Origin of the sequence: Corynebacterium sp. LK14 (genome assembly GCF_008042215.1) — a bacterium.
Taxonomy (GTDB): domain Bacteria; phylum Actinomycetota; class Actinomycetes; order Mycobacteriales; family Mycobacteriaceae; genus Corynebacterium; species Corynebacterium striatum.
Genome location: NZ_NOVQ01000009.1, coordinates 554,192 through 574,604 on the forward strand (window position 1 = coordinate 554,192; position 20,413 = coordinate 574,604).

At 57.9% G+C, this 20,413-nt stretch carries 20 protein-coding genes and 7 tRNA genes; 18 read left to right on the top strand and 9 right to left on the bottom strand.

Annotated features, from left to right (window positions below):
• The first annotated feature begins 1 nt into the window (after window position 1).
• Complete coding sequence (locus CHU71_RS05920; RefSeq protein ID WP_147760468.1) at window positions 2-745, top strand: ABC transporter permease; 744 nt, start codon at window positions 2-4, stop codon at window positions 743-745.
• A 155-nt stretch (window positions 746-900) separates the two neighbouring features.
• Here CHU71_RS05920 and CHU71_RS05925 read toward each other — a convergent pair whose 3' ends face one another.
• Together CHU71_RS05925 and ppgK are read right to left on the bottom strand one after the other, a co-directional pair.
• Entirely contained in the window at window positions 901-2,337 is a 1,437-nt protein-coding gene (locus CHU71_RS05925; protein WP_100086991.1) for an RNA polymerase sigma factor, read from the bottom strand.
• 207 nt (window positions 2,338-2,544) lie between these two features.
• On the bottom strand, window positions 2,545-3,306 hold the full coding sequence (ppgK, locus tag CHU71_RS05930) for a polyphosphate--glucose phosphotransferase (protein ID WP_100086992.1): 762 nt from the start codon (window positions 3,304-3,306) through the stop codon (window positions 2,545-2,547).
• Between the two features lie 35 nt (window positions 3,307-3,341).
• Between ppgK and CHU71_RS05935 the strand changes: the two genes are divergently transcribed.
• Both CHU71_RS05935 and CHU71_RS05940 read left to right on the top strand, forming a co-directional pair.
• Complete coding sequence (locus tag CHU71_RS05935; RefSeq protein ID WP_100086993.1) at window positions 3,342-4,205, top strand: inositol monophosphatase family protein; 864 nt, start codon at window positions 3,342-3,344, stop codon at window positions 4,203-4,205.
• A gap of 107 nt (window positions 4,206-4,312) precedes the next feature.
• Window positions 4,313-4,603 carry a DUF4193 domain-containing protein gene (locus CHU71_RS05940; RefSeq protein ID WP_005529162.1) on the top strand — a complete coding sequence of 97 codons (291 nt, stop codon included), beginning with the start codon at window positions 4,313-4,315 and terminating at the stop codon, window positions 4,601-4,603.
• A 110-nt stretch (window positions 4,604-4,713) separates the two neighbouring features.
• Here the strand turns inward: CHU71_RS05940 and CHU71_RS05945 are convergent, their stop codons facing one another.
• Window positions 4,714-5,244: a DUF3093 domain-containing protein gene (locus CHU71_RS05945; RefSeq protein WP_005529163.1), complete on the bottom strand. Its 531-nt coding sequence runs from the start codon at window positions 5,242-5,244 to the stop codon at window positions 4,714-4,716.
• A gap of 77 nt (window positions 5,245-5,321) precedes the next feature.
• On the opposite strand from CHU71_RS05945, the gene dut reads away from it, so the two are divergent.
• The 5 genes from dut (at window position 5,322) to dxs (ending at window position 10,935) form a co-directional block, all read left to right on the top strand.
• Complete coding sequence (dut, locus tag CHU71_RS05950; protein WP_101504903.1) at window positions 5,322-5,795, top strand: dUTP diphosphatase; 474 nt, start codon at window positions 5,322-5,324, stop codon at window positions 5,793-5,795.
• Between the two features lie 58 nt (window positions 5,796-5,853).
• Window positions 5,854-6,759, top strand: coding sequence for a DUF3710 domain-containing protein (locus tag CHU71_RS05955; RefSeq protein WP_147760469.1), 906 nt, complete (start codon window positions 5,854-5,856; stop codon window positions 6,757-6,759).
• Between the two features lie 152 nt (window positions 6,760-6,911).
• Window positions 6,912-7,538: a DUF3159 domain-containing protein gene (locus CHU71_RS05960; protein WP_370450498.1), complete on the top strand. Its 627-nt coding sequence runs from the start codon at window positions 6,912-6,914 to the stop codon at window positions 7,536-7,538.
• On the top strand, window positions 7,531-8,844 hold the full coding sequence (locus CHU71_RS05965; protein ID WP_147760470.1) for a class I SAM-dependent RNA methyltransferase: 1,314 nt from the start codon (window positions 7,531-7,533) through the stop codon (window positions 8,842-8,844). The genes CHU71_RS05960 and CHU71_RS05965 overlap by 8 nt, the downstream gene beginning before the upstream one ends.
• Window positions 8,845-8,997: 153 nt before the next feature.
• Window positions 8,998-10,935 carry a 1-deoxy-D-xylulose-5-phosphate synthase gene (dxs, locus tag CHU71_RS05970; RefSeq protein WP_005529173.1) on the top strand — a complete coding sequence of 646 codons (1,938 nt, stop codon included), beginning with the start codon at window positions 8,998-9,000 and terminating at the stop codon, window positions 10,933-10,935.
• A gap of 11 nt (window positions 10,936-10,946) precedes the next feature.
• Here the strand turns inward: dxs and CHU71_RS05975 are convergent, their stop codons facing one another.
• Together CHU71_RS05975 and CHU71_RS05980 are read right to left on the bottom strand one after the other, a co-directional pair.
• On the bottom strand, window positions 10,947-12,191 hold the full coding sequence (locus CHU71_RS05975) for an HRDC domain-containing protein (protein ID WP_147760471.1): 1,245 nt from the start codon (window positions 12,189-12,191) through the stop codon (window positions 10,947-10,949).
• 101 nt (window positions 12,192-12,292) lie between these two features.
• The gene (locus tag CHU71_RS05980; RefSeq protein WP_049064423.1) at window positions 12,293-12,910 is read right to left on the bottom strand and encodes a DUF3000 domain-containing protein; all 618 of its coding nucleotides are present in this window, start codon (window positions 12,908-12,910) and stop codon (window positions 12,293-12,295) included.
• Window positions 12,911-13,191: 281 nt separating this feature from the next.
• Here CHU71_RS05980 and hemQ point away from each other — a divergent pair, with 281 nt between their 5' ends.
• On the top strand, window positions 13,192-13,893 hold the full coding sequence (gene hemQ, locus CHU71_RS05985) for a hydrogen peroxide-dependent heme synthase (protein ID WP_046645424.1): 702 nt from the start codon (window positions 13,192-13,194) through the stop codon (window positions 13,891-13,893).
• Window positions 13,894-14,011: 118 nt separating this feature from the next.
• On the opposite strand, the gene msrB is transcribed toward hemQ, so the two are convergent.
• The 4 genes from msrB to CHU71_RS06005 all read right to left on the bottom strand — a co-directional run bounded on the left by msrB (window position 14,012) and on the right by CHU71_RS06005 (window position 16,508).
• Window positions 14,012-14,425 (bottom strand): peptide-methionine (R)-S-oxide reductase MsrB, encoded by a 414-nt coding sequence (gene msrB / locus CHU71_RS05990; protein WP_046645365.1) that lies wholly within the window; start codon window positions 14,423-14,425, stop codon window positions 14,012-14,014.
• Window positions 14,426-14,434: 9 nt separating this feature from the next.
• Window positions 14,435-15,637 carry a glycosyltransferase family 87 protein gene (locus CHU71_RS05995; RefSeq protein WP_236593724.1) on the bottom strand — a complete coding sequence of 401 codons (1,203 nt, stop codon included), beginning with the start codon at window positions 15,635-15,637 and terminating at the stop codon, window positions 14,435-14,437.
• A 10-nt stretch (window positions 15,638-15,647) separates the two neighbouring features.
• Window positions 15,648-16,325, bottom strand: a complete 678-nt coding sequence (locus CHU71_RS06000) for a dihydrofolate reductase family protein (protein ID WP_147760472.1) — start codon at window positions 16,323-16,325, stop codon at window positions 15,648-15,650.
• Between the two features lie 108 nt (window positions 16,326-16,433).
• Window positions 16,434-16,508 (bottom strand) — tRNA-Val (locus CHU71_RS06005).
• Window positions 16,509-16,787: 279 nt separating this feature from the next.
• Here CHU71_RS06005 and CHU71_RS06010 point away from each other — a divergent pair.
• From CHU71_RS06010 to CHU71_RS06050, 9 genes are all read left to right on the top strand, one after another.
• Window positions 16,788-16,863 (top strand) — tRNA-Gly (locus tag CHU71_RS06010).
• A gap of 47 nt (window positions 16,864-16,910) precedes the next feature.
• A tRNA-Val gene (locus tag CHU71_RS06015) sits at window positions 16,911-16,982 on the top strand.
• Window positions 16,983-17,027: 45 nt separating this feature from the next.
• Window positions 17,028-17,103: transfer RNA gene (locus CHU71_RS06020), tRNA-Gly, on the top strand.
• 30 nt (window positions 17,104-17,133) lie between these two features.
• A tRNA-Cys gene (locus CHU71_RS06025) sits at window positions 17,134-17,204 on the top strand.
• A gap of 29 nt (window positions 17,205-17,233) precedes the next feature.
• Window positions 17,234-17,305, top strand: a tRNA-Val gene (locus CHU71_RS06030).
• Between the two features lie 44 nt (window positions 17,306-17,349).
• Window positions 17,350-17,425: transfer RNA gene (locus CHU71_RS06035), tRNA-Gly, on the top strand.
• A 338-nt stretch (window positions 17,426-17,763) separates the two neighbouring features.
• Complete coding sequence (locus CHU71_RS06040; protein ID WP_167371794.1) at window positions 17,764-18,327, top strand: copper resistance CopC family protein; 564 nt, start codon at window positions 17,764-17,766, stop codon at window positions 18,325-18,327.
• A gap of 19 nt (window positions 18,328-18,346) precedes the next feature.
• Entirely contained in the window at window positions 18,347-19,018 is a 672-nt protein-coding gene (locus CHU71_RS06045) for a copper chaperone PCu(A)C (protein WP_147760473.1), read from the top strand.
• 56 nt (window positions 19,019-19,074) lie between these two features.
• Window positions 19,075-20,376: a Dyp-type peroxidase gene (locus CHU71_RS06050; RefSeq protein WP_370450495.1), complete on the top strand. Its 1,302-nt coding sequence runs from the start codon at window positions 19,075-19,077 to the stop codon at window positions 20,374-20,376.
• Window positions 20,377-20,413: the final 37 nt, after the last annotated feature.

Sequence of the window (20,413 nt, forward strand, 5' to 3'; positions counted from 1 at the left end):
CATGTTTGCTATCGACCTGCTGAAATTTCGACACTCCTACGTATGGGCTGTCATCTTCCTCGTGCCGTCTATAGCAGTCGGCATTGGTGCCGCGAATTATCACACTAACTTGGCGTCACTTAATGCCGGATGGGCAAGCTATCTTTCCCAAGCAACGCTGTTCTACGGCCTAATCTTTATGACCGTGGGAGTGGCCATCATCGCTGCAGCTGCCTGGCGCCTGGAACATCGCAACCACAATTGGAACACTATTTTGACCTCACCGCGCTCGGCGGGAGAAGTAGTCGCGGCCAAGTTTTTCTCCATCATGGTCCTCATCGCGCTAATGCAGGCGGTGTTCATCGCGCTGGCCTTAGGCATTGGACGCGGCTTAGGAATACAGGGAGAGATTTCGCCTCTCAACTTGAGCGCGCTGTTCCTAGCAATCATCCCGGCGTTCGCAGTCGGGGCCTGGCAATCCTTCTTCTCGATGATCTTTCGCAGCTTTGCCACGCCCGTGGCGATTTCACTTGTGGGCGCGATTGCCTCAGTTGGAATTCTCTACAGCGGTATTCGGCTCATCCCGATGCTGCTGCCACCGGCTATGGTTACGTCGACGATTTCGCTCGGCAGTACTGCCTTCGGCGCAGATGACACTCCTGATGTGTACGGTATCGCGTTCAGGATGGCTGTTTCTATCTGCTTCGTCATCGGAGCTTGGATTGCATCTGTTGCCTGGCTGCGAACCCATGATGTTGAGGCTTAGGACTCATCCTTAGGCCTCATCCTTGGGACTCTTGCTTGTGCCACCGATGCAAAATGCCCTCGCGTCCCTCCGCAGCTTAGTGCTAACGGGGGGAGGCGAGGGCGGCGTCGGCAAGCGTGTGCGTCTTTTTGGCTTGCCTTGGCTAGCGTGGCCTCTTAGTCGAGGTAGTCGCGCAAGACCTGGGAGCGCGATGGGTGGCGCAGCTTGGACATGGTCTTGGACTCGATCTGGCGGATGCGCTCGCGGGTAACACCGTAGACTTGGCCGATTTCGTCTAAAGTGCGCGGCATGCCGTCGGTCAGGCCGAAGCGCAGGCGAACGACGCCGGCCTCACGCTCAGACAGGGTGGTGAGCACGTCCTGGAGCTGGTCCTGCAGGAGGGTAAAGGATACGGCGTCGACAGCGATGACTGCCTCGGAATCCTCAATGAAGTCACCGAGCTGGGAGTCGCCCTCATCACCAATGGTCTGGTCTAGGGAAATCGGCTCGCGGGCGTACTGCTGGATCTCGAGGACCTTTTCCTCGGTGATGTCCATTTCCTTCGCCAGCTCGATTGGGGTGGGCTCGCGGCCCAGATCCTGCAGGAGCTCTCGCTGGATGCGGCCCAGCTTGTTGATGACCTCGACCATGTGCACCGGGATACGGATGGTGCGGGCCTGATCAGCCATGGCGCGGGTAATAGCCTGGCGGATCCACCACGTGGCGTAGGTGGAAAACTTGTAACCCTTGGTGTAGTCGAACTTCTCAACCGCACGGATAAGGCCCAGGTTGCCCTCCTGAATGAGATCCAAGAAAGCCATGCCACGGCCGGTGTAGCGTTTCGCAAGCGAAACGACGAGTCGGAGGTTTGCCTCCAGCAGGTGGTTCTTTGCCTTGCGGCCATCACGGGCGATGGAACGCAGGTCGCGCTTTTCCATAGGGGAGAGCTTGGCGGCCTTATCGCCCTCAGCGCGGGCCTTTTCCATCTCATCCATGCGGTACTGCGCGTAGAGGCCAGCCTCAATGCGCTTTGCCAGGGAGACCTCTTGCTCAGCGTTAAGGAGGGCGACCTTACCGATCTGCTTGAGGTAAGCGCGGACGGAGTCAGCAGATGCGGTCAGCTGTGCATCCTTGCGCGCCTGGCGCAGGGTAGCGGACTCTTCCTCGTCCCAGACGGAAGAAGAATCCTCATCCTCGTCTTCATCGTCCTCATCCGCATCGAGCTCGTCCTCAGCATCGCCGAACTCGTCATCGTCCATGTCCGCGTTATCCGGATCGAAGTCCGCGTCATCCTGGTCGGCGTCATCTACCAGCTCGTCCTCGAGCTCGTCAGAAGCGGTTTCGAGCTTCTCCTGCTTTTCCTCAGGAGCGGCTGCGGCCTTCTGTGCAGACTTGCGGACGGTCTTCTTGGCAGATTTCTTCGCAGTCTTGCGAGTTGTCTTCTTGGCCGTCTTCTTAGCAGTCTTTTTAGCTGTTTTCTTCGCGGTCTTTTTGGCCGTCTTCTTTGCGGTTTTCTTGGCCGTCTTTTTGGCGGTCTTCTTGACAGGTGCAGATGCCTCGGTGGCTTCTCCGCCCTCGCCGAGTACCTGGTCTGAAGAATCAGTGGCTGCCACGTACGCCCTTTCGACTTGCTTGTGATTGAAAAACAGCTTGGGTCGCGATAATCGCGACCACTGAGGTTAATGCTAATCCAGCCCTCATTTGCGCAGGAGAGGCACGCCGTTAGCTGTTTAACTTTGGATCGACGGCCCAGTATAGATGATCTTCGCCGCGAGGCGGTGAACTGGGGTCGAATCCACTGTGGATCTTTGGAGATTACCCTATGGGCGCAAGTTCTGCTGCGCGGCCATAGCGGCACCGACGATTCCGGCCCGATTGCGCAGCTGCGCTGGGGCAACGGGGGTGTCAATACCTACGTGTTCGCCCCACTTGTCCCACTTGCGAGAGATTCCGCCGCCGATGATGAAGGCGTGGGGGTTAAACAGTTTCTCGTATTCGGCAAGTACTTTATTGAGTCGCTTGACCCACTGCTTGTACTTGAGGCCCTCACGCTCCTTTACCGCCGAGGAAGCCTGGTGCTCCGCTTCGGCATCGTCCACCGTCATGTGGCCCAACTCGGTGTTAGGGAAGAGCTGGCCATCGAGGAGGAAAGCCGAGCCAATGCCCGTACCTAGGGTGAGGAAGATGACGGACCCTGTGCGTGCTGCTTCGTCGCCGAAGGCTACCTCGGCAAGGCCGGCAGCGTCGGCGTCATTGAGCACTACAAAAGGCTGGCCCAAGTATTGTGCAAAAAGCTCTTGGGCGTCGACTCCGATCCAGGACTTGTCGATGTTCGCCGCTGAGAGAACTTTTTGCTCTTTGACCACGGAAGGCAAAGTGATGCCAACCGGGCCGGACCATTCCTTTTCCGCCACGATCTGGGCGACAATCTTGGCCACGGCTTCCGGTGTGGATTTCTTGGGCGTGGCAATTTTCAGGCGCTCTCCCACGAACTCACCCGTGTTCAAGTCAACTTCAGCGCCTTTGATGCCGGAGCCTCCGATGTCGATGCCAAAGGAATGGCCAGTTTTAGTGCTAGTCATAAGCCCTAAGTGTAGGCAACGGCATAATTGTTGGCATGAGTAACTGTGAATATGACCCAAATTATCTGGCACAACTGCGTGACTTCGCACGCGATACAGTCCGTGCAGCGGCGGTACGTATTCGCGCCCAACGTGCCGAAATCATTGGCAGCGATGGCTTGGCGGCGCACACGCAGACCAAGAGCAGCGCGGTGGATCCTGTCACCGAGGTGGATCAGTCCACCGAGCGCTTTATTGCTGAGAGCATCCAAAGCCAGCGGCCTGGCGATGGCATCTTCGGAGAAGAAGGGGCTTTCGTTGCCTCTGAAACTGGAGTCACATGGATTGTGGACCCCATCGATGGCACGGTGAATTTCCTCTACGGCATTGAGGAATTTGCCGTGTCCATGGGAGCCGCCATCGACGGTGAGATTGTCGCGGGCGCCGTCATCAATGTTGCACGCGAGACTTTGTATTCTGCGGCGCTGGGGCAAGGTGCCACGGTGGAGTTTGCCGATGGGCAGGTGCGCGAGTTGGCGTGCCGTACAGAGACAGACCCGTCGCTTGCCCTGGTGGCAACTGGTTTCGGCTACGCAGCAGGGCGTCGCCAAGCGCAGGCTCAACTTCTGACCTCCATGTTGCCTAGCGTGCGCGATATTCGCCGTATGGGCGCTGCAGCGCTTGATCTGTGCCGCGTTGCGGAGGGAAACATAGATGCATATTACGAGCACGGTATCAACCCGTGGGATTTTGCCGCTGGGGCAATTGTTGCGGCGGAGGCTGGAGCCGTTGTATGCCATCCAGGTCTGCAAAAATTATCCACTGAGGGCGAGATTACATGGGTCTGCGGGGGTAAACTCGCTCCATCGTTTCAGCAGCTCCTGGCTTCGAAAGGGGCCTTAACGCCGCTGCGGGGGTAATAGTCAAGCGCTTTTCAGTCGGGATGAGTATGACATGAGGCCAATTGTGTTTTAGGATGCGCACGATAAATACCAACCCATCCACATGACTAATAGGGGCGTAGAACATGGCCACCGATTATGACGCACCGCGTCGCCGTGTAGAAGACGAGCTTGAAGCTGACTCCCTCGAGGGCCTCAAGGCTGCTGAGAACGACAACAACGGCATGGACGACGACGGAGAGATTGTTGAGGCTTTCGAGCCGCCATCAGTTGACCTGACCGGCGAGGAACTTAACGTTACAGTTATCCCACGTCAGGAGAATGAATTCACCTGTTCCGTGTGCTTCCTGGTGCAGTCCAACAAGCGTTTCTCCCACGAGGAAGATGGAAAAGCTATCTGCCTTGATTGCGCATAGTTAGGCAGCTCGCTCAAGCTGGCAGGCCGCGCTTCCAGCGGCCTAAAACACCTACGCCCCCGCACTCCGCTGTTCGAGCGGATGGATGCGGGGGTGTGGTGTTTCTAAAGCTAGTGCGCGCTGGGGCGAGCTGCTGGGTCGAGGAAGGCATCCAGCACTTGCTGGGGGTTCTTCGTTGCGATGAGCCAGTAGGGCGTTGGGTCCTCAGGGTCATCGAGCACCAGCATGATGTGCTCGTCAATCCACCCATGCGTCACCAAGAATGCAGCCGGGTCGAATTGAGGGCCAAGAGCGTTTCGGCGGGCGGTCTTCGGCACGATCATGGAGCGCTGGACGACGTCGTGTGGAAGCTGCGCGTCTTTGATTGTCAGCCACCGAGTGCCATCGGTATCCTTTTCAACTTTAAGGACCGTGCCCGACCATGCGATGAGCACCCAAATGGCGATTGCGCTTAGTAGCACTGCGGGGATGATGACCCACCAGATGTTGCGGTTAAGGCTTACCGTCGCGGTAGTAATAGCCACGACAAAGGCGGCCATCAGCCAGAAATACCAGGGTACCCACTGGCGCTCTTTGTAAAGGATCTCTGGGGCGGCGGCTGCAGAGCCGCTGGCGGATGGGGAAGCGGAACCGGTATTCATAGACACGGTCTGCCAGTCTAGTCGCTGCCTTCACGTTGTAGTGAAGCGACCATTTAGAGCACGGTAGGCTGGGGCAGGTGAATGAGACCAACCCGATTATTGATCCTGTAAGTCCTTTCGGTCCCGTGAAGGTGCACCGCTTGGATAGAGACTTGCCTTTGCCACACCGCGCACATAGGGGCGATGCTGGCGCAGACCTGTGCGCAGCGGAAACCGTAGACATTGCTCCCGGCGAGCGGGTCCTGGTGGGCACTGGTATTGCAATCGCTTTGCCGCTCGGCACCGTGGGGCTAATCCACCCACGCTCTGGTCTTGGCGCCAAGCATGGAATTTCTGTGGTGAATACACCGGGCACCGTCGATGCTGATTATCGTGGCGAAATTAAAGTGTGTCTGATTAATCACGACCTACATGAGACTTTTCACGTTGAGCGCGGCATGCGTATCGCTCAATTGCTTGTCCAGCGTGTTGAGCTCGTCGACTTTGTCGAGGTGGACGAACTTGACGAAACCGTCCGGGGAGCCGCAGGATATGGCTCGACAGGCGTCTAGACTCGCTTCATAAACATCAACCGCTAATTAAGAGTTTCAAGTTTGGAGAAAAACAGCTATGTGGCCGTTTTCTAAGAAAAAGTCTGAAGACCAAGAAGTTAAGGACCAAGAAGTTAAGGACGCCGAGCAAGTAGGCGCTGCTGGCAGCCCTGCTAGCACAGGGCACACTAGCCGCGCAGAAGATGCCCAAGCTGGCGCTGCGGCTGCGGTTTCTCAGGCTGAGTTCACGGCTTTTAGCATCGACCATGACGCCGTTAACGGTGACTCTGGTCCCTTTGATGGTGATTCTGTAAAAATCGAAGAGTTCGATTTCACTGATTTCTCCGTCGGAATCCTAGATCTGGGTTCTATGCGCATTCCTCTGCCAAAGGGGAGTCAGGTGCAGGTGGAGATGGGCGAGCAAGGCCCGAAGATGCTGCACATCGTCAGCGAATTCGGCCGCATGACGCCGGTTGCTTTCGCAGCCCCACGCAAGCCAGGGCAATGGGCAGAGTCTGCTGCTGACATCATCGAAGGGCTGACCCGAGATGGATTTACGGCCCACCCAGAAAACGGCCCATGGGGAACAGAAGTTGTGGGAACAAACCCGAACGGTGAAATCCGCATCATTGGTGTTGATGGCCCACGCTGGATGTACCGTCTAACTTTGGCAGCGCCTGCTGGAAAGCAAGAGGAGCTCGCTGCACTAGGACGTGAGGTCTTTGCCCGTACCTTCGTCTACCGTGGCGAGAACCCAGTTCTGGCGGGTAGTTCGCTGCCAGTGACCTTGCCGCAGCAATTAGCGGAGCAAGTACAAACCGCCATGCAGCAGCGTGAGGAAGGCGGAAGTGCCCCGGCTTCCGGCGCGCCTGGATCTCCTGATGCGGCAAACTCGGCGGCAGCCCGTGATGAAGCAGAAGCGAAGGCTCAGATCAACGATTTGAATAAAGAGACCGCTGCGCAAGACAATAGTGACGATAAGTAATTGCGTCCCTATCCATTCCTACAGCACTTCATCGAAGTAGTGCTTTGATGAGCGGTGGATACATAGACAAGAAAGCCGACGTGACGAACCCACAAAGCCATTCAGCCACCCCGACTGAACAAGAAGAAGTAGAGCCGACACTGCTGGAGCAAATGGGAGGCCTATCGGGACTTGTCTCAGCGACACTTCCGGTTGTTGTCCTTATCCCTGTCAATAACGTGTGGGGTCTGGGCCCAGCGTTGCTGGCTGCTCTCGGCGTCGCAGTGCTTATTGCGGTTTGGCGAATCATCCGTAAAGAGACGCTGCAGCCGGCTATCTCAGGTCTGTTGGGCGTAGGCATCTGCGCCGCAATCGCGTGGTTTACTGGTGACGCTAAGGGCTACTTCCTCTATGGCATCTGGATGTCGCTTGTACTTTTCGTCGTTGCGGCAGCTTCCATTTTGCTGCGCTGGCCGCTCGTTGGCGTCATTTGGAAAGGCATAAACGGCGAGGACATGCGCTGGCGCACTGTTGTAAAGGCGCGACGTTCCTATGCCATTGCTACGGCCGGTTGGGCCGTGATTTTCCTCGCGCGATTCCTCGTGCAGAACGCCATTTACAACGCTGACAACACCACCGCTTTGGGCGTGGTCCGCATCCTTATGGGATGGCCCCTGACCGGCTTGGTCACCATCCTCACGGTTTGGATGGTGCGCCGCGCCAACGCCGCAGTTGAGGAGGCCTACCCCTCGGAGAGCGAAACTACCCAAGAAGCCATTCAGGAGAAGGTCGATGACTAGTCCGCGCACGCACTCGGAGTTCCACGAATCCGAATCCGGCCCCTCTAAAGGTGAAGAACTTCTCCTAGGCGTTGAGCGTATGGCACACGGCGGCGTGGGCATCGCGCACGCTGAGGATGGTCGCGTGGTCTTTGTCCCAGGAGCTTTCCCTGGCGATAAAGTCCGGGTAGTGGCTAGGAAGGTCAAGAAATCCTTCATTGACTCCCAGTTAGTGGACATTGTTGAAGCTGGTCCATTGCGCGTCGCGTCCAGCTGCCCGGCGGCCGCGCGCGGGGCGGGATGCTGTGATTTTCATGAACTCGACCCATCCAAAGAGTCGGATATCAAGGTCGAGGTCTTGATCGATCAGCTTCGTCGCGTGGCCAAGCTCGATGACTCCGAGCTAGCCGTATTAGACGTCGTGGCCCAGGAACTTAGCCCGCAGCGCGGATGGCGCACGCGCGTCAGGCTCGGCGTCGACAAGCACGGGCGCGCTGGATTGCGGAAGAAATCCTCCACCGAACTTGTAACCGACGTTGCGTGCACCCAACTGGTGCTGGGCCTTGTGGAGGGCATCGTGGGAGCCGATGCTCGTCGTTTCACCCCGGGGGCTGAAGTTATTGCAGTCATCGACAGTGCTGGTAACCGCCACGTAGTCGAATCCCGTCGTGCCCCGCGTGGACGCCGCGCTGAAACCGTCCTAGACGTTGTCGAGGGCTCCGGCGACGTCGTGCAAGCCGCTTACGGCCATGAATTCCACTTTCCCGCGACAGCTTTTTGGCAGGCACACACCAGCGCCCCAGATTCTTACACGCAACTCGTTCGTGACTGGCTGACTGACAGCAGTGCAGATCCGGCCATGCCAGCAGTGGCATGGGATCTCTACGGCGGCGTGGGCCTGTTTGTACCGGCGCTGCATGATGCACTTGCAGATACCGCATCGCTTGGGCGGCCCCAGGCGCAGGCGCCGAAGATCTACTCTGTGGATTATTCGCCGGCAGCGGCCGCACATACGCAGGAAAGCCTCGCTGCTTACGACGTCTCTTTCCGTAACGCAAAGGTGGAGGCCTGTGCGGCACAACTGCCTGCACCGGGCTACGTAGTCCTTGACCCGCCCCGAACGGGCGCCGGGGATGAGGTTGTCTTAGCGGTGGCGCAGGCGGGGCCGCGTAGCGTTGTGCACGTCGGTTGCGATCCAGCCACCTTTGCACGCGACCTCAAAGCATGGAAAGAAGCTGGTTACGCGCTGAAGCGGTTGACCATGGTAAACGCCTTTCCTGGCACGCACCACTTTGAAACCATGGCGCTGCTGCAGCCTGCCTCCTAAGGAGGGGCGCTCGCCACGCATATCGTTGCGCGGCGCGGGCAAGATCTGGGGAAGAATAGGAAACTTCGTCTCAGAAGGATTGCCGTCCGCGGACCGCGAACGGGTACGGTAGTAAAGAACAAGAACTGACAAGAAGGAGAAGAAGGCCGCTCCATGACCATTTTGGATTCCATTGCGTCGCCTCGCGATTTGAAGGCTCTCTCCCCAGCTCAACTGACCCAGTTGGCTGGTGAAATTCGTCAACGTCTGATTGAAAAGGTTTCGGTTACCGGTGGTCACCTCGGACCCAATCTCGGCGTGGTGGAACTTACTGTGGCTATGCACCGGGTGTTTGATTCCCCGCGTGATGCGATCGTCTTCGACACCTCCCACCAGTCATACGTGCACAAGATGCTGACGGGGCGTGTGGGTAAGTTCGATACCCTGCGTCAAAAGGACGGTCTTTCTGGCTACACCGATCGCGGCGAATCCGAGCATGACTGGACTGAGTCTTCGCATGCTTCGGCTGCGCTGTCCACGATCGACGGTTTGTCTAAGGCTTTCAAGATTAAGGGCCAGTCCCACCGCAATGCTGTGGCAGTGGTGGGCGACGGTGCCCTCACCGGCGGGATGTGCTGGGAGGCCTTGAACAACATCTCGGCAGATAAAGAACGCAATGCGGTCATCATCGTCAACGACAATGGCCGTTCCTATTCGCCGACTATCGGTGGTCTTTCTGAAAACCTCGGTCGCATCCGCGCGCAGCATGGATACGACGAGATCATGGCACAGGGCAAGAAGCGCCTGAAGTCAATGGGTTGGGTTGGCGAGCGTACTTTCGACGCCCTCCATGCCATCAAGGACGGCGTGAAGTCGACCGTGATGCCCACGGAGATGTTCCCGGAGCTTGGCATCAAGTATGTCGGCCCGATCAACGGTCACGACATTGATGCACTTGTGCGCGCGTTGTCCTATGCACGCGATTATGACGGCCCGATCATCGTCCACACGGTGACGGAGAAGGGCCATGGCTTTGCGCCGGCCGTCAACGAGCCAAAAGACCAGATGCACTCCACAGGCGCCATCGACCCGGTTACGGGCGTGGCCAAGGGGCAAAAGCAGCCTGGCTGGACCGCTGCTTTTTCCGAGGAACTCATCAAGGCTGGGCAGCAGCGTGATGACATTGTGGCGATTACTGCTGCTATGGCGGGCCCCACAGGCCTGGCACCGTTCGAGGAGCGTTTCCCTGAGCGTTTCTTCGACGTCGGTATCGCTGAGCAGCACGCCATGACGTCTGCTTCCGGTCTAGCGTTGGCAGGAATGCACCCTGTCGTGGCTATCTATTCCACGTTCCTCAACCGCGCGGTGGACCAGGTCATCATGGACATAGCGTTGCTGAAGCTGCCTGTGACTATCGTCCTTGACCGCGCCGGTGTGACCGGCTCTGACGGCCCTTCGCACAACGGTGTGTGGGACATGGCGCTGATGAGCATCGTTCCTGGCATGCGCATTGCTGCGCCTCGCGACGGCGCACGTCTGCGTGAGCTCTTCCACGAGGCGATTGACGTCAACGACGGCCCCACCGTGGTGCGCTTCCCGAAGGGCAACCTGCTTGACGATATCGAGGCAGTAGACCAGCTCGCCGATGGCGTGGATATCATCCACTACAACGATTCTCGTGATGCGAAGGACGCGGATCCCGCGGCCGCGGAGACTCCCGACGTCTTGATTGTTGCTATTGGCGCTATGAGCACGCGCTCGAAGAACGCAGCACAGCTTCTGGAGGAACGCGGCTACAACGTGACAGTTGCTGATCCGCGCTGGGTTGTCCCGGTTCCGCAGTCCTTGGTTGGCCTTGCCGCTGACCACGACCTGGTGGTGACGGTTGAGGACGGCATTATTCGGGGCGGTATTGGCTCTATGATCGCGGAGGCTCTCGACGCCGCCGAGGTAGATACGCCGGTGCGCCGCATGGGCGTGGCCAACTACTTCCCGCGTCACGCAAGCCGCGGTGAGGTGCTGGAAGAAAACAACCTGACACCTGACGCGATTGCAGACGCCATCGAGGAGTGGGTTGGTGGCATTAGCGCTGACGAAGTGGAACAGGACTAACTAGCCCCCGCTTAGCCGGCGTAGACGAGTCCTTCTTCCAGAATCGGTTGGAGGAGCTCAATCTGCCATTCACGGACGCCTTCATCGCGCAGGAAGGGGGCGATACCCTGTGGCCCTTTTATCATTCCGCCCACGGAACCAGGCTTTTTCGCTTTCGGTGGACAACCAGCTGCCCATACAACTGCGCGGAGCGTGGCTGGTTTCAAGATGAGTTCCCAGGGCATGGCGACCTCGTCGCCGAGGTCCTCGCACTCCTCGCGGAGGTTTTGGAAAACCTCCCACAGTTCCGGGTAATCCTTAGCCCAGATAGTCTTCGACGGGACCTGGGAGATCGTTCGCTGCTGGCGCGGCCAATCCTGGGGGTCGAGTGCGCGGGCTTTGTTCACGACATCAAACCACTGCAGCGCGGAGCCAGAACGCTTCCTCGGAATACCTTTGATGCGAGCAAACTGTTGCGGTGAATCTGGCAGTGTCCGTGCAATATCAATGAGCACGCGGTGCGGCAGAACTCTATTCGGCGCGGTATCTGTGGAACGGGCAATGGACTCGCGGCGCGTCCACAGAGCCTTTGCTACGGCTAATTGCTCGCCGGTTCTCAGGGAGGACAGCCCCTTCAACCCGCGCCAGGTTCGCTCGGTTGGCTCGGTGACACCTGCGTAGTCATCCACCATCGCGGCGAATTCTTCATAGGCCCAATCTAGTTTGTCCTCTTCGGCCAGAATGTCACGCAGCGCCTCTGCCAGCTCGAGCAGCAACTCGACGTCCAGAGCCGCATAGGCGCGAAGGTTGGGGGAAAGCTTGGGCGCTGACCAGTCAGAATCGCCGTAACCTTTCTCAAGCTCGACGTCGAAAAGCTCAAGAATCATTGCGCCCAGGTTGGGGTGGGCGAAGTCGGCCATGCGCGCGGCCAATTCCGTGTCGAACAAGGTTCCTGGATACAGGCCGAGCCACGCCAGACTGGGAAGATCAGAGGGCGCTGCGTGCACGACCCAATCCTGATCGTTGATTACGGGCGCTAGCGCGGCGCTCAACTCGCTGCGCTTGCCTTCCGGGGCGAAGAGGAAGGTACCGGCGCCAGCGCGGCGGATTTGAATCAGAAAGGCGCGGTCATCAAAGCGATACGAGGATGCTCGCTCAGTGTCGATTGCAAACGGACCCGTGCCCGCGCTGAGGGCGGTGGTAGCGCTGGCAAATTCTGCCGGGCTACGAAGTACCTCGGGAATTCCGTCTTGAGGTTGGGTCCGCAATTCAGTCATGATTGCAGCCTACAAGGCAATGGGCACCACGGCGATAACCAAGGTGCCTATGTGGCGCAAATGTGCGCAGCTGCAGTCAAGCTCCGGGGGAGAAAAAGCGTTTAGCGGCTCAGCTCCGTGACACCCTCAGGTGGAAGGCCAGCCACGTTGGCCAGGACCTGTGCGAAAGCCTCGACATGAGGTGCTAGGTCTAGGCCTTCAGCAGTCCAGGAAGCACGCATCTCGAGCTGGTATGCGCGGGGCGGGCCGCCGATTTCGCCAAAGCGTACGGAAGCCGTGGAGGTCACCGTACCGCCGAGGTTGGTGTGTGTTGCACCGTTGGATTCCATGGCCTCGTTCAGCCATTCCCACGCGACGTCGGGAAGCAGCGGATCGCCCGCTACTGCGTCATCCATGTCGGCCTGGATATAAGCCACCAGGCGCATAGCGCCTTCCCAGGCCTCCTCGGCGCCGGGATCATGGAGGAGAATGAGTCGGCCAAAAGCATCGCCGTCGCTGTCAGTAGGGACAATATCGACGTCCGAATCTTGTGCGTCGCCAACTTCTAGTCCGATGGCGTGGCTGTACGGAGCGAGGCGCTGTGGTGGGCGGATTGTTCCCAGCGTGATTTCGGGGCGAAGGCGAGCCGCATGCATGGACTCAACGGCGGCGTTGAATACTGCCGGGGTGGTGTCCGCTTCAGATGCGGAAGAAGCTTTGGCGGCGGCGTGCTCGTGCAGGCTTGTCGGTGCGCCTGCAAGGTTGCTCGAAGTTACGTCGGAATTGCTCACGTCGTTCAAGCTATAGTTTTCCAGCCGGTAGAGGGCGAAGGCGCGCCGTAGCGGGATGGGCTGGCAGGCAATTTTTGCAGGGAAGTTGGCTATGTTTCAGCTACTAACTGAGGGAAAGATGGAAATAGGGCTTTATCCAACTTATGATGGATGGGTATCTAGTTCTCTTTGGGGTCTCGCCCCATAAAGAGAGCGCGAATCGCATCCATTTTCAAAGGAGAATGTCCACCATGGCGAAGGTTAATTTCCAAGAGCTCAACTCTATGCAGCAGTACTCCCAGCATGCGGTATTCAAGGTAATCCCGGGTGCGCTGGGCACGGAGCGCGCGGAGATTGTTACCCAAGCGCAGGAGTTCTTCAAGAATCTCGAGGAAGAGGGCAAGCTCACCGTCCGAGGTATCTACGATCTCTCCGGCATGCGTGACTCTGCAGACTTTATGATTTGGTGGCACGCGGAGGAATTCGCAGACATCCAGAAGGCATTTGCTGACTTCCGTCGTGAGACCACCCTGGGCCAGGTCTCTGAGGTCACTTGGGTAGGTAATGCACTGCACCGCCCAGCGGAGTTCAACAAGTCCCACCTGCCTTCCTTCATCATGGGTGAGGAACCTGGTGATTGGATCGCGGTCTACCCATTCGTGCGTTCCTACGATTGGTACACCATGGATGAGGAAAAGCGTCGCCGCATTCTGATGGAGCATGGCATGCAGGCACGCGACTACCCTGACGTTCGCGCTAACACGGTTCCTTCCTTCGCGCTGGGTGACTACGAGTGGATCCTCGCCTTCGAGGCGCCAGAGCTGCACCGAATCGTGGACCTGATGTACCTGATGCGCTACACCGAGGCTCGCCACTACGTGCGTGAGGAGATTCCTTTCCATACCGGCCGCCGTGTCAAGGATGTTGCTGAGCTCATCGCGGTTCTTCCTTAAGGCGCTGGCCGCGAGAGCCGCACTCTAAGCTGAGAAAAATCCGCTTTCTACCCGGACAGTATCGGGGGAAGAAAGCGGATTTTGTGGTTGTGATTGGTGGGCGCAACCTTGCAGTGCGCTATTCGCCGATTGGCTTCTCCTCAAGGGTGAGGCATATCGAGTTGATGCAGTAGCGCAGGTCGGTTGGGGTGTCATAGCCCTCGCCGGCGAAGACGTGGCCTAGGTGGGACTCGCAATTGGCGCACAGGACCTCGGTGCGGGTCATGCCCAGGGAGTTATCGACGCGTTCAATGATCTTGTCGCCCGCGAGAGGGGAGAAGAAGGAAGGCCAGCCGCAGTGCGACTCAAACTTCTCCGTCGAGCGGAAAAGCTCCGTGCCGCAGGCCTTGCATGAGTACACGCCCTCGGTGGTGGTATTGGTGTATTCGCCTACATGCGGCGCCTCAGTGCCTGCTTGACGAAGCACGTAGTATTCCTCGTCGGTGAGTCGATTGCGCCATTCGGTATCGGCAATGAGCTTGAAATCAGTCATGGCAAAAGTTTAGCGCTTAACCTTTGGCTCACGCCACCAACCGCTAGTCGAAGCGGCGGTCACCACGATGAGAAGCCCCCAACCAATGGTTGCGGTGAACACGGTCATCCAGCTGCCTGCGACTGGCCAGTGTGTTGAGCTCCATTCCACAGGCGCCAAGAAGAAGAACGCAGCAGCCCAAGCGCCCCAAGTATGGAACACAGAGCGGGGGAGGAGGACCGTAAACAGCATGGGAAATAGCCACATCGAGTAGTACTGCTGACCCAAAGAAGACAGAAAGAAAATGCCCACCATGATGGCGCCCGAGGTCGTAAGGGCCCAGAATACCGGCTCCGACTCCCTCCACTTAAGCAGTCCCAAGATACTCAGAGCCGTGCACACTCCAAGCGCGATCCACAAAGGGTAATACGCAGTAGGAGACAGGCCAAAGTATGCCTGTACGCCAGGCCACGAGGCATTGGCGTAGTCACGGGTGGTGCCGAGGTAGGGCACGAGGTTATCAAGGTAGCCACTGGCGCCTGGGACAAGTGGCCAAGCGATGGCATTGAAAAGCACGGGCACAGCGACGCCGCCAGCGATGTTGATCCAGTCCTTCTTGACCAGCGGCAAGAACAGTAATGGCGCAAATTGCGGCTTGATAAGGATGGCCAAGCCAATAGCTATGCCCGCTGCAACTCGTGGACCGCGTCGCGATTGCAAGATACCCCAGAGGAACACGCTCAACGCCAACAAAAGCAGGCCATTGATATTGGTAAAAGCCAGGGTGTTGATTACGGCTTCAGTCGCGAATGCGGCGACGAGGGCGACTGGAAACACAGGGCCGCGGAGCGAGTACCCAACTACAGTCGTGAGAATCGCAAGCGCCGCGCAAATCGCCAGAGCGTTGGCGCAAATGAAAGCCTCACGGGTAAGCGAGAAATCGGCCATGCCCAGAGGGGAAAGCAGTAGCGTAGCACCGGGGTTGTACAGGTAGAGCGGGTCAACGTGATTGTATGCCTGGTCGTAGACAGGCTGGCCATCAAGGAAACGCCGGACGGCATTAAACACCGTGGTGAAGTCATCTGTTGGCGTTCCGTTGAGGGCCACGACGAAGACCCGGTGCACTATTAACAGCAGAGCCAGCGGCCACGCGGCGATCGTCAAGATGCGCCCTGAACGCGCGTGGGGCGGCAAAGCGGCGGCGTCGATAGTGGCAGGACTCTGAGAACTCACGTCATGCAGTTTACGGGCAGCCGCGATGGGCATAGCGCAGAAACACCGTGCCGTCCGCGTCCGCCGCGACGTTCTCAAGCTCAAGCGAAAGTGCAGGGGCCTGCGCAGTTTCCTCGTCGTGCGCATAAACCAGAGGCTGCGCTACGGAGGATGTCAGGTGCGGATCTAGTGTGAGATAGAGTTTGTCTACTAATCCTGCGGCAATGAAGGCGGAGTAGACGCCCGGGCCGCCTTCGCAGACAATGCGCGTCCAGCCTTGTGCATGAAGTGCGGCAACCACAGATTGGATTGAGCCATCACCGGTACCAAGAACCGTTGCGCCTGCCGATTCGAGCCTTTGCGCCGCCGCAGTTCCCACCTTCTCATCGGGGGTCAAAATAAGGGGAGGAGTGCCCACCTGGAAAAGCTTCGACTCTACGTTAAGGTCCAGGGAATAGCTCATCACTGCAATGCGCGCCGCGCCGGCCGACGACCCCTCGTAATCCTCGGCCTTGACGGTGCCTGTTCCCACAACAACTACGTCGCCCCATTTGCGCAGCCCTTGGAAGAGTGCGGCGTCGGTGGCGTTTCCCATTGCATCGGAGGTCCCATCAATTGTCGCGGAGCCAGACAGGGTAGATACCTCGATGAGTCGAATGCCTGGGGTATCGGGCCCAAGGAGGGTGGAAAGGTCAATATCGGTGTTCATGGGGTCAGCCTAGCGGAGAAGTGGGCCCCGGTTAAGGGGACCCAAGGTCGGCTTTGGGGGACTGACGCGCAAAAGCCGGCGCCTTTATGCAAGGCGCCGGCCGAGAAATGGTGGTCCTAGCTGGGATTGAACCAGCGACCTTTCCGGTGTGAACGGAACGCTCTCCCACTGAGCTATAGGACCTTGGTGTGAGGATGAATTTACACCTTGTTTGGCCGTAAACCATAATCGCCTGGAGGTAGTGGCTGCCACCTGCAGTTTCAGTCGGGCATCCTCGATAAGCGTCGGGTTGGACAGTGCAGGGGTGAATTACCTTCATGTAATTCGCGGCATCGAAAAGCGGCCTAGAATCTGTGGGAAAATAGGTAATTATCCAGCGGATTTGGAAACTCGCGCGGGGCGCGATAATGTTTCTACTCGCACCACGGCAAACAGTTGTTAAGACGGTTTCCGGAATGCAGTGCGGATGTAGCGCAGTTGGTAGCGCATCACCTTGCCAAGGTGAGGGTCGCGAGTTCGAGTCTCGTCATCCGCTCCAAGACGTTCTTGGCTTAGTTCAAGTAGCGTGTTGATAATGAAATATAAGCGCGATTAGCTCAGCGGGAGAGCGCTTCCCTGACACGGAAGAGGTCACTGGTTCAATCCCAGTATCGCGCACTAGGTGCTTAAAGCACCTAGTGGGGTTCGATGAGAATCCCAAATGCGGATGTAGCGCAGTTGGTAGCGCATCACCTTGCCAAGGTGAGGGTCGCGAGTTCGAGTCTCGTCATCCGCTCCAGCACATTAGTGTGTGAGGCGGTATCGCCACGGTGGAATGGCCGAGTGGTGAGGCAACGGTCTGCAAAACCGTGCACACGGGTTCGATTCCCGTTTCCACCTCAATTTCTTCACGCGTTTATGCGCGTTGAGGGCGATTAGCTCAGCGGGAGAGCGCTTCCCTGACACGGAAGAGGTCACTGGTTCAATCCCAGTATCGCGCACTAGGCCCTGAAACAGGCCTAGGAAATCCGAAAGGGTTTCGAATGCGGATGTAGCGCAGTTGGTAGCGCATCACCTTGCCAAGGTGAGGGTCGCGAGTTCGAGTCTCGTCATCCGCTCCACTGGAAGCCTTCCATGCATTGTGCAGGAAGGCTTCTTTTTGATCCCTAGTGTTTGCTACTTAGCCCTGCTTCTATAAGGGGAATATAGGCTGCGGATCGTGTGACGGGACACATTTTCAATAGTCGGGGGAACTTAACCGAGGAAGCCTGCGACTACTAGGCAGCTGTCGCTAAAGCTGAATAATTTTGCTGCGCGGTTTACTTGGTGAAAAAGCCACGGTCTCCAAAACCGAGGCTTTGCTCTCGCCCATCGACCAAAGCGTGAAATTAACTACTGCGAGTGCGGCGGCTATAGCATGTGATCGATAGTTCGCACCCCGCCTTAAGAGGAGGATTTCATGCATTTTCGCCGTTCAGCCCGTATTTTTGCTGCAAGTGCTGTGGCATCGATGGTGGCTCTGACCGCTCCGAGCGCGCTCGCGCATGACTCGGTCATCGGCGGCAACGTCGTGAGCGATGCTCCTCTTGAGGAGTTTCCACAGGAAATCACTTTGGAATTCTCGGCGGTACCTAAAGAAGGTTTCAATACTTTTGCCGTTACCAACACTGAAACCGGAGCTGTGCTTTTCGACGCCGAGCCGTCCCTCCATGACCGTGAACTCACGGTCGAGGTGCCCCAAGACGTTAACCCAGGACCGGGCGAGTACCAGGTTGGTTTCCAAATCACTTCTTCTGATGGTCACGCTACTCGCGGCTCAGTGCCTTTCACCGTGGCTGGCGAGGCAGGTAGCAACGAGGTAGCTGAATCCTCGGACGCCGCCGATGCAGCTGATGCCGCAGACCCAAGTGGTCTGCCATCCGCTGCGAAGTGGGCTCTCGCCGCAGTAGCCCTCTTTGCCGTGGTAGCGGCCGTCATCATGGCAGGTGCGAAGATGCGCCGTAGCAACGATCTCAACTCCTAGATGTAGAAGGAATTTATTAATGAGGACCCGCAAGCTTGTTTTGTCCGCCGTTGCCGTAAGTGCTTTGGCTTTGGCTGGTTGCTCGAACAGTGAGCAAGATTCCACCGCTTCCTCCTCGCAAGAGTCCTCGGCGGCAACTTCGGCTGCGTCCTCCTCTGCGACTTCTGGTGCTGAATCTAAGCACGCGGAAGCTGGCGACATTCATATCCATGACGGCGTCGTTCGCGCGATGGCTGAGGATGCTGACATGACCGCTATCTTCGGCAGCATCCACAACGGTTCTGATAAGGACATCACCGTAACCGGTTTTACTTCCTCGATTGAGGCTGACATGTACCAGATCCATGAGGTCGTAGATGGCGTCATGCAGGAAAAGAGCGGCGGCCTCAAGATTGCCGCTGGTGAGTCTGCTGAGTTGAAGCCAGGTGGCGAGCACCTGATGCTCATGGGCGTTAAAGAACCAGTCATGGCCGGCGAGAAGGTTGAGGTCACCCTGTTGCTTTCTGACGGCTCCAAGGTTGAGCTAGGGGAGCTGCCGGTTCGAGAAATTGGCGCTGGTGATGAGAACTACGGTGACATGTCCGGTCACGAGCACGGCCATGATCACGGTTCTGGGATGAGTGGTGAGCACATGCACGGCCATCACATGAGCGAGGCGGCTAACACTAGCGAAGCAAAGCACGCTCACTAAGAGCATCGCTAGAAGGTCCACCGTCGAGGCATACCGTTTTAAGAGGAAACATCACGATGTCTACAGAATCTACCCCAATCACCGCATCCTTCACCCCCAGCGAGACGGCAGGCAGCCCAGCCTCCTTGCCACCGCAATCGGGTGATGTGGCGCTTCAGCTCAGTCGCCGCGGACTTCTTGTGGGTGGCGCTGTAGCGGCGAGCGCGCTGGTAGTGGCGGGCTGCGCGGAGGGCAGCGAGTCTGCTGGACAAGACGCCGCGCCCGACGCCGCCCCCATCATGGGCGATGACATCGTGGCCTTCGACGGTGAGCACCAAGCAGGCATTGAGACCCCGCCTCAGGCGCACGTAGCCTTAGTGGGTTTCAACCTCAAAACGAAGACCACCGCACGAGGAGCCAAGGCGCTCATGCGTTTGTGGACTGAGGACGCACGCCGCCTGTGTACGGCTGAAAATCCAGTCGGCAGCCTCGAAACCGAGCTGACCCAGACACCGGCCAGCCTCACCATCACGTGTGGCTGGGGTGAGGGATTCTTCGCCAAGACAGGGGCCGAGAAGCCTGAATGGCTGGGCGATGTTCGCAAATACAGCCGCGACAAGCTCCGTCCGGAGTGGGGCCAAACCGACGTGGTTCTGCAGATTTGCAGTGATGATCCCTTAACCACCGCATTCGTAATGCGGCACATGACTCGAGCTAGCTCGAGCTATGCGGAAACAGCTTGGGTACAGCAGGGCTTTGGCCACGCCAATGGTTCGGCTGCGAAAGGGGAGACTGCCCGCAATCTCTTTGGTCAGAAAGACGGCACGGTGAATCCTCATACGCACGAGGAATTCATGGACCAAGTCTGGATCGACGAAGGTCGTTTCGCCGGCGGAACCGCCATGGTGGTCCGTCGCATTCACATGAACCTTGACACCTGGGAAGAACTCGATCGTGCCGCGCGTGAGACAGCCACTGGTCGCAAGCTCGACACCGGTGCGCCAATGCACGGAACAGATGAATTCGACCCAGTAGACCTTGAAGCCCGCGACTCCTTTGGATTGAAGGCCATCGATCCGTCCTCGCACGTCGCCCGCGCCCATCCGCCAAAAGACCACCCAGAGCAGAAGATTCTGCGCCGACCTTTCAACTTCAACTTGGCGCCATCGCCAGATAACCCGGGCGAGTTAAGCAACGCCGGCCAGATTTTCATCTGCTTCCAGAAGGATCCAACCAAGCAATTCGAGCCCATCCAGGCCCGCCTTGATGAGCAGGATCAACTCAATACATGGATTACACACATCGGCTCCGCCATGTATTACGTACCTGCCGGAACCTCAGGCGGGTCGTACTGGGGCGAATCACTGCTTGAAACCTAGGCAGGGTAGACTTTCACGCTGTAACTCTTGAATTAGC

What these genes read in the sequence shown, in the direction of transcription:
- ppgK (WP_100086992.1), bottom strand. Translation starts at nt 3,306, where the DNA reads ATGACTAGCACTAAAACTGGCCATTCCTTTGGCATCGACATCGGAGGC.
- hemQ (WP_046645424.1), top strand. Translation starts at nt 13,192, where the DNA reads ATGGCGAAGGTTAATTTCCAAGAGCTCAACTCTATGCAGCAGTACTCC.
- CHU71_RS06000 (WP_147760472.1), bottom strand. Translation starts at nt 16,325, where the DNA reads ATGAACACCGATATTGACCTTTCCACCCTCCTTGGGCCCGATACCCCA.
- CHU71_RS06045 (WP_147760473.1), top strand. Translation starts at nt 18,347, where the DNA reads ATGAGGACCCGCAAGCTTGTTTTGTCCGCCGTTGCCGTAAGTGCTTTG.
- msrB (WP_046645365.1), bottom strand. Translation starts at nt 14,425, where the DNA reads ATGACTGATTTCAAGCTCATTGCCGATACCGAATGGCGCAATCGACTC.
- CHU71_RS05975 (WP_147760471.1), bottom strand. Translation starts at nt 12,191, where the DNA reads ATGACTGAATTGCGGACCCAACCTCAAGACGGAATTCCCGAGGTACTT.
- CHU71_RS05920 (WP_147760468.1), top strand. Translation starts at nt 2, where the DNA reads ATGTTTGCTATCGACCTGCTGAAATTTCGACACTCCTACGTATGGGCT.
- CHU71_RS05940 (WP_005529162.1), top strand. Translation starts at nt 4,313, where the DNA reads ATGGCCACCGATTATGACGCACCGCGTCGCCGTGTAGAAGACGAGCTT.
- CHU71_RS05955 (WP_147760469.1), top strand. Translation starts at nt 5,854, where the DNA reads ATGTGGCCGTTTTCTAAGAAAAAGTCTGAAGACCAAGAAGTTAAGGAC.
- CHU71_RS06040 (WP_167371794.1), top strand. Translation starts at nt 17,764, where the DNA reads ATGCATTTTCGCCGTTCAGCCCGTATTTTTGCTGCAAGTGCTGTGGCA.
- dxs (WP_005529173.1), top strand. Translation starts at nt 8,998, where the DNA reads ATGACCATTTTGGATTCCATTGCGTCGCCTCGCGATTTGAAGGCTCTC.
- CHU71_RS05935 (WP_100086993.1), top strand. Translation starts at nt 3,342, where the DNA reads ATGAGTAACTGTGAATATGACCCAAATTATCTGGCACAACTGCGTGAC.
- CHU71_RS05960 (WP_370450498.1), top strand. Translation starts at nt 6,912, where the DNA reads ATGGGAGGCCTATCGGGACTTGTCTCAGCGACACTTCCGGTTGTTGTC.
- CHU71_RS05965 (WP_147760470.1), top strand. Translation starts at nt 7,531, where the DNA reads ATGACTAGTCCGCGCACGCACTCGGAGTTCCACGAATCCGAATCCGGC.
- CHU71_RS06050 (WP_370450495.1), top strand. Translation starts at nt 19,075, where the DNA reads ATGTCTACAGAATCTACCCCAATCACCGCATCCTTCACCCCCAGCGAG.
- CHU71_RS05945 (WP_005529163.1), bottom strand. Translation starts at nt 5,244, where the DNA reads ATGAATACCGGTTCCGCTTCCCCATCCGCCAGCGGCTCTGCAGCCGCC.